Source organism: Pseudomonas sp. PS01299 (genome assembly GCF_029960145.1).
Taxonomy (GTDB): domain Bacteria; phylum Pseudomonadota; class Gammaproteobacteria; order Pseudomonadales; family Pseudomonadaceae; genus Aquipseudomonas; species Aquipseudomonas putida_A.
In genome coordinates this window covers 1-5,272 of the sequence record NZ_JASCPO010000322.1, presented here as the reverse complement: position 1 = coordinate 5,272, position 5,272 = coordinate 1, and the positions used below count along the sequence as shown (strand labels likewise).

At 62.2% G+C, this 5,272-nt stretch carries 4 protein-coding genes; all 4 read right to left on the bottom strand.

Annotated elements, in window-relative coordinates; all coding sequences use genetic code 11:
• Positions 1-110: 110 nt before the first annotated feature.
• Positions 111-1,304, bottom strand: a complete 1,194-nt coding sequence (locus tag QMX91_RS28840) for an acetyl-CoA C-acyltransferase (protein ID WP_282413758.1) — start codon at positions 1,302-1,304, stop codon at positions 111-113.
• 12 nt (positions 1,305-1,316) lie between these two features.
• The gene (locus QMX91_RS28835) at positions 1,317-2,078 is read right to left on the bottom strand and encodes an SDR family NAD(P)-dependent oxidoreductase (protein WP_223007475.1); all 762 of its coding nucleotides are present in this window, start codon (positions 2,076-2,078) and stop codon (positions 1,317-1,319) included.
• A gap of 15 nt (positions 2,079-2,093) precedes the next feature.
• Positions 2,094-3,758, bottom strand: a complete 1,665-nt coding sequence (locus QMX91_RS28830; RefSeq protein WP_282413757.1) for an AMP-binding protein — start codon at positions 3,756-3,758, stop codon at positions 2,094-2,096.
• A 353-nt stretch (positions 3,759-4,111) separates the two neighbouring features.
• Positions 4,112-5,128 (bottom strand): AraC family transcriptional regulator, encoded by a 1,017-nt coding sequence (locus QMX91_RS28825; protein ID WP_282413756.1) that lies wholly within the window; start codon positions 5,126-5,128, stop codon positions 4,112-4,114.
• Between the last annotated feature and the right edge of the window lie 144 nt (positions 5,129-5,272).

The following is a 5,272-nucleotide window of genomic DNA, read 5'->3' as shown; positions in this document are numbered from 1 at the left end:
TTTGTGGGAGGGGGCTTGCCCCCGAATTGGCCGTGTCAGTCAGACAATTTCTGAATGACACACCGCCTTCGGGAGCAAGCCCCCTCCCACAGGGAGAAAGGGCGTTGGCCTCAGTAGATGCATTCCACGGCCATTGCCGTGGCTTCACCGCCGCCGATGCAGATCGCCGCAATCCCGCGCTTCAGGTTTTTCTGGCGCAGGGCTGAGAGCAAGGTCACCAGAATCCGCGCGCCCGAGGCACCGATCGGATGGCCCAGCGCGCAGGCGCCGCCGTGCACGTTGAGTTTGTCGTGGGGAACTTCCAGATGGGTCATCGCCGCCATCGCCACCACGGCGAACGCTTCGTTGATTTCGAACAGATCGACCTCGTTCAACGCCCAACCGGTCTTCTTCACCAGCTTCTTGATCGCGCCAATCGGTGCCACCGGGAACAGGCCCGGCGTGTCGGCAAACGCCGCATGACCGTGAATCACCGCCAGCGGTTTCAGTCCGAGTTTCTGCGCTTGCGACTGGCGCATCAGCACCAGCGCCGCCGCGCCATCGGAGATCGAGCTGGAGTTGGCCGCGGTTACCGTGCCGCCGTCGCGGAATGCCGGTTTAAGCGAGGCAACCTTGTCCAGTTTGGCTTTCGGCGGCTGCTCGTCGTTGCTGATCAGCACCTGCTCTTTGCCGACGGTCACGGTCAGCGGCACGATCTCGGCTTTGAAGCTGCCGTCGTTGATCGCCTGTTGGGCACGGGTGGTCGAAGCGATGGCAAACGCATCCTGGGCTTCGCGGCTGAAGTCGTTGGTTTCGGCGCAGTCTTCGGCAAAGGTGCCCATCAGACGGCCCTTGTCGTAGGCGTCTTCGAGGCCATCGAGGAACATCGAATCGAGCACCCGGCCATGGCCCATGCGGTAACCGGCGCGAGCACGGTCGAGCAAGTATGGCGAGTTGGACATGCTTTCCATGCCACCGGCGATCACCACATCGGCGCTGCCGGCCAGCAGCATGTCGTGGGCGAGAATGGTGGTTTCCATGCCCGAGCCGCACATTTTGTTGACGGTGGTGCAGCGCGTCGATTTATCCAGCCCGGCACCCAGTGCCGCCTGCCGCGCCGGCGCCTGACCGAGGCCGGCCGGCAATACGCAACCGAACAACACTTCATCAACCGCGTCGCTGGCAACGCCTGCGCGTTCAACCGCTGCCTTGATCGCGGCAGCACCGAGTTGCGGCGCGGTGAGGCTTTTCAGTTCGCCCTGAAAACCGCCCATCGGGGTGCGGACGGCGCTGACGATAACAATCGGATCGTTGGCAATAGTCATGACAAATCCTCCTTACTTGGCGGCCATGCGCAAGGCGCCGTCGAGACGGATCACCTCACCATTGAGCATGCTGTTTTCGATGATATGCCGAACCAGCGCGGCGTACTCGGCAGGTTTGCCAAGACGCGGCGGGAACGGTACGCCGGCGGCCAGCGACTCGCGCACTTCCGGGGTCATGCCGGCCATCATCGGGGTTTCGAAAATGCCCGGGGCGATGGTCATCACGCGGATGCCGAAGCGTGCCAGTTCGCGGGCGGCCGGCAGGGTCAGGCTGGCGATCGCGCCTTTGGAGGCGGAATACGCGGCCTGACCGATCTGGCCGTCGAACGCAGCGACCGAGGCGGTGTTGATGATTACCCCGCGCTCGCCATCGGCATTGGCTTCGCTCTCGGCGATGGCCGCAGCCGCCAGTCGCAACATGTTGAAGCTGCCGATCAGGTTGACGTTGATCACTTGGGCAAAACTGGCCAGAGCATGCGGGCCGTTCTTGCCGAGGATCTTTTCGCCACGGACGATACCGGCGCAGTTGACCAGACCGTTGAGGCTGCCAAAGGCTTTGAGCGTGCCCTGCACGGCGGCTTCGGCAGCGGCTTCATTGCTGATGTCGGCGACGACGCTTTGCGCGCCGAGGCGCTGGGCCTGAGCGGCAACGGCTTCGGCGTTCATGTCCACCAGCATCACTTTGGCGCCGGCGTTGACCAGCAACTCAGCGCTGGCCGCACCCAGGCCGGAGGCGCCGCCGGTGACGATAAAAACCTTGTTCTCGATCTGCATGACTGACTTCCTGATTCAAGCTGAAACGTTGTGCGCCGCAGCCTCTTGAGCCTTGGCGATTTCCTGGTTGCGCAAGATAAAGCGCTGCAATTTGCCGCTTGGGGTTTTCGGCAATTCGCTGACAAATTCGATTTCACGCGGGTACGAATGCGCGGCCAGACGTTTGCGCACGTGTTGCCGCAGCTCTTCGGCCAGCGCCGGTTCGGCGCGGTATTGCGGGTTGAGTACGACGAAGGCCTTGACCAGTTCGGTGCGCTCCGGATCCGGCTTGCCGACCACGGCGGCTTCGACCACCGCCGGGTGTTCGATCAGCGCGCTTTCGACGTCGAACGGGCCGACGCGGTAGCCGGAAGTGGTGATCACGTCATCACTGCGCCCGACGAAGCTGATGCTGCCGTCCGGGTTCCATTCCACCGTGTCGCCGCTGAGGTAGTAATCGCCGACGAAGGCTTTGGTCGGCACGCCCTCGTAGCCGCCGAACCAGCACATCGGCGACTGGGTGCGGTCGATGGCGAGGATGCCCGGCTGGCCGACGCCGAGTTCGTTGTAGTGCTCGTCGAGCACCACGATGCGATGGCCCGGCGAGGCGAAACCGGCGGCGCCGAGGTGGATCGGGTGCTGCAGACCGTGGTGGTTGCACAGGACCATGCCCAGTTCGGTCTGGCCGTAATGGTCGTGAATGACTACGCCGAGGTTGTCGGCGAACCAGCGGATCACTTCCGGGTTCAGCGGCTCGCCAGCGCTGCTGACGATGCGCAGCTTGCCCTTGATCGACTTGGCGAACTCGTTGCCGCCGGCAATCAACAGACGATACGCGGTCGGCGAACCGGTGAGGTTGGTGATGGCGTATTTGTTGATCACCCGGCAGGTGCTTTCGAGGGTGAACGGGCCATCGTAAAAGGTGATCGGGTGCCCCATCGACATAGGGCCGGTGACGCCGAAATAGATGCCGTAGGCCCAGCCCGGATCGGCGACGTTCCAGAACGAATCTTCGGGACGCAGATCCACCGCGTCGCGGGTGTAGCTCTGGAACGCGACGATGGCCTTGAGCGGCACCGACAGTGCTTTCGACGGGCCGGTGGTGCCCGAGGTGAACATCAGCAGGAACGGGTCTTCGCCGCTCAGCAGCACCGGCTCGCAGAGATTGGAATAGTTGGCCAGTTCGGCCCAGAAACTGAAATCGCCACGGACGATGCCCTGGCCCTTGGCGCCGCCGACGGTGACGATGGTCGGGCAATCGCTGACTTCAGCGAGTTTCGGCCGGTTGACCGCGTCGGTGACCACCACTTTGGCGCCGGAACTGTTCAGGCGATGCTCAATGGCCTTGGGGCCGAACGCGGTGAACAGCGGCTGATACACCGCGCCGATGCGCCAGGTGGCGAACACGGTGATGAGCAATTCGATGTTGCGTGGCAGCAGACCGGCGACCTTATCGCCCTTCTGCACGCCTTGTTCGAGAAGGAAATTGGCGAAACGCGCGGCTTGGTCTTGCAGCTCGCTGAAGGTGTACGTGGCACTCGCACCATCGCGGCCCTCCCAGAACAACGCAATGCGCCCCGGCAAGGCGTGGCGGTCGCAACATTCGACGCAGGCGTTGAGCGCCTCCAGCGTGCCACTGAGCGCAGCGTCCACGGTGTGCTGATAGTTGAACTGTTCGGTGGCAGAAAAGTAATCGCGCATTGCCAGAATCCCTCGGTGTTTTTATTAGGCTGGGAACCGTAAACAACACAGGGATAGTCGCGCTGCGGCGCGGAGGCGGCAATGGTCAAAGCTGTCAATCTGGCTGATTGGTTTGGCCAAGATTCCAGAGATGTGCCGCCTGGACTGGCGCCTTCGGGAGCAAGCCCCCTCCCACAAGGGAATTGCATTGCAAAGGGGGGATCACTGTGAAAGCTGCAATCACAGAAGATTGCATTTCAAAGAATGCTCCACCTGTGAAAACCAGGAAGGCTGCAATCACAGGAAGAATGCATTTCAAATGTGGGAGGGGGCTTGCTCCCGAAGAGGCCCGATCAGGCGACTGACAATCCGGATCAGACGGCTTCGTTGAGGATCAGAGTGCGGTAATGCCCCGGGTTCGACCCCGACCACTTGCGAAACGCCTTGTAGAACGAACTCGCATCGGCAAACCCCAGCCGCGTCGCGATTTCGACGAAGCTGATCGACGGTTCGGCCAGCCAGGTAATTGCCAGTTCCTTGCGCACGCTGTCCTTGAGCCCCTGATAGGTCTGCCCCTCCTCGGACAGTCGCCGGCGCAGGGTCGAGGCGGACACGCACAGCTGTTGCGCCAGCGCCTCGGTCTCCGGCCACTGTTCGGCGGATAGCTGCCGCAGGTCCTGTTTGATCCGGCTGGCCAGGCTTTCCGGGTCGCGGTATTTCACCAGAATGTTCGCCGGCGCATGGGCCAGAAAGCGTTTCAGTTCTTCGGCCGTACGCTTGATCGGCAGATCGAGGCAGTCAGCAGCGAAGATCATCCGCGTGCGCGGACGGTCGAAGCGCAGGTTTTCCGAGAACATTACCCGGTAGTCGTCGCAGAAATCCGGCTCGGCGCAGCGCAGTTCGATCGCCAGAATCGGAATACGCCGCCCCGCCAGCCAACAGGCCACGCCGTGGACGATCATCCAGTAGGTGAAATAGGTAAACGCCCGGCGCGGCTCGGGATCGTCTTCGAGCAGGACGATTTCCGCCAGGCTCTGCTGATGCGCCAATTGCGCGGGCATTTTTTCCAGCATCAAGGAGAGGAAATTCAGGCCCATGCTCAGGCCGACGGCCAGGGTCGGTTGCGCCATGGCGCTGCGGCAAAGGAACTCAAGGCTGCCGGACTTGAGCTTGCGTGGATCCATGCCGAAGAACTCGTCATCGCCACGCCGGGCCAGCAAGCGCCAGAGTTTCGCGTATTGCGAGGCCGGCACCCGGCCTTGCTCGCTATGCAGCAGCGCCGGAGCAATCCCGACCTTGTTCAAGACTTCATCCGTGGCCGCGCCCGGGGCACAACTTTGCAGCAGCGCTTCACGCACCAGTTGAACGGCAATGGTGTCTTTTTCCGACATGGAGCGAGGCAGACCTTGTTGTTTTCGAGTGACCGGCATCTTAACGCAGGATGCGAATTCAGCACGAATCCCCTGTGGGAGCGGGCTTGCTCGCGAAGGCGATGTGTCAGCAACATCCTTATCGACTGACACGCCGCCTTCGCG